General features: G+C 64.5%; 3 protein-coding genes. All 3 read left to right on the top strand.

The window, feature by feature from the left end:
- On the top strand, positions 1 to 375 hold a 375-nt coding region (locus HX846_RS35120; protein WP_178967247.1), incomplete at its 5' end, for a metal ABC transporter solute-binding protein, Zn/Mn family.
- On the top strand, positions 372 to 1,118 hold the full coding sequence (locus HX846_RS35115) for a metal ABC transporter ATP-binding protein (protein WP_178967246.1): 747 nt from the start codon (positions 372 to 374) through the stop codon (positions 1,116 to 1,118). The genes HX846_RS35120 and HX846_RS35115, both read left to right, overlap by 4 nt.
- On the top strand, positions 1,115 to 1,789 hold a 675-nt coding region (locus tag HX846_RS35110), incomplete at its 3' end, for a metal ABC transporter permease (protein WP_178967245.1). The genes HX846_RS35115 and HX846_RS35110, both read left to right, overlap by 4 nt.

The raw sequence follows: 1,789 nt of genomic DNA, 5'->3' as shown, positions 1-1,789 counted from the left end.
GACGCCCTGGCCAAGCTCACCAGCGCGCCCAACCCCGACCTGCGGGTGGCCACCGTGCACGCGGCATATGACTACCTGCTGCGGGAATTCGGCCTGGAAGTCACCGCCGTGGTGGAACCGGCCCACGGCATCGAGCCGAGCCCCAGCCAGTTGAAGAAAACCATCGATCAACTGCGGGAACTGGACGTGAAAGTGATCTTCTCGGAGATGGATTTTCCGTCCAGCTACGTCGACACCATCCAGCGTGAATCCGGGGTGAAGCTGTACCCGCTGTCGCATATTTCCTATGGCGACTACAGCGCGGAAAAATACGAAGTGGAAATGACCGGCAACCTCAACACCGTGGTGCGGGCGATTCAGGAGTCCGGGGCATGACGGCGGCTGAACACCTGAGTGTGGCCAGCATTGGCCCGACCCTCGACTTCGATAACGTCGCGCTGACCCTGGGCCGTACGGTGATCCTCGATGCAGTGAGTTTCCAGGTGCAGCCCGGCAGCATCCATGCGCTGGTGGGCCCCAACGGCGGCGGCAAAAGCTCGCTGATCAAGACCCTGCTGGGGCAAACGCCGCACCAGGGCCAGTTGAGCCTGCATTGGCCGGATGCACCCGGCACCATCGGCTACGTACCCCAGGCGCTGGAGTTCGACCGGGGCTTGCCGATGACCGTCGACGACTTCATGGCCGCGATGTGCCAGCGGCGTCCGGCGTTTCTCGGGCTGTCCAAACATTATGCCGCCGCGATTGGCGACGCACTGGAACGGGTCGGCATGCAGGACAAGCGCAAGCGGCGCATGGGTGCGCTGTCTGGCGGTGAACGCCAGCGGGTGCTGTTGGCCCAGGGCTTGATCCCGGCACCGCAATTGCTGGTGCTGGACGAACCGATGTCGGCGCTGGACGAAGCCGGGATCCAGGTGTTCGAGCGGCTGCTGAACGACTGGCGCCAGGCCGGGATCACCGTGCTGTGGATCGAACACGTCCTGGAAGCCGTCGGCCGCCTGGCCGATCGCGTCACCGGCCTGAACCGCCGTGTGCTGTTCGACGCCACGCCGAAAGAGGCACTGACCCCGGACCGCCTGCTGACCCTGTTCTCCACCCACCCACAGAGCCCGGCCTTATGAGCTATGAAGCCTTTCGCCTGATGGTCCAGGGCTGGGCGTCTTCCGGGTATCTGCCGGAAGCGCTGGCCTATGGATTTGTAGTCAACGCCCTGCTCGCCGGCCTGCTGATCGGCCCGGTGCTGGGCGGTTTGGGCACCCTGGTGGTGGTCAAGCGCTTTGCGTTCTTTTCCGAAGCCGTGGGCCATGCCGCACTGACCGGCGTGGCCGTGGGCATTCTGCTGGGGGAACCCTACACCGGGCCTTACGGCAGCCTGTTCGGCTACTGCTTGCTGTTCGGAATCCTGCTCAACTACCTGCGCAACCGCACCGGCCTGGCGCCGGACACGCTGATCGGCGTATTCCTCTCGGTGTCCCTGGCCCTGGGCGCGAGCCTGCTGCTGATTCTGGCGGGCAAGATCAACGTGCACATTCTCGAAAACGTGCTGTTCGGCTCGGTGCTGACCGTCAACGGCAATGACCTGTTGGTGCTGGCGATTGTCGGCGCGCTGGTGATGGCCCTGGCCCTGCCACTGTACAACCGCATCATGCTCGCCAGCTTCAACCCGCAGTTGGCGGCGGTGCGCGGGGTGGCGGTGAAGACCCTGGACTACCTGTTCGTGATCCTCGTGACCCTGATCACCGTGGCGGCGGTCAAGGTCATCGGCGCGATCCTGGTGGGTGCGTTGCTGGTG

Source organism: Pseudomonas sp. K5002, from assembly GCF_013386655.1.
Lineage (GTDB): Bacteria > Pseudomonadota > Gammaproteobacteria > Pseudomonadales > Pseudomonadaceae > Aquipseudomonas.
Note: the sequence above shows the minus strand (reverse complement) of the source record. Positions and strands in the feature narration are given on the sequence as shown.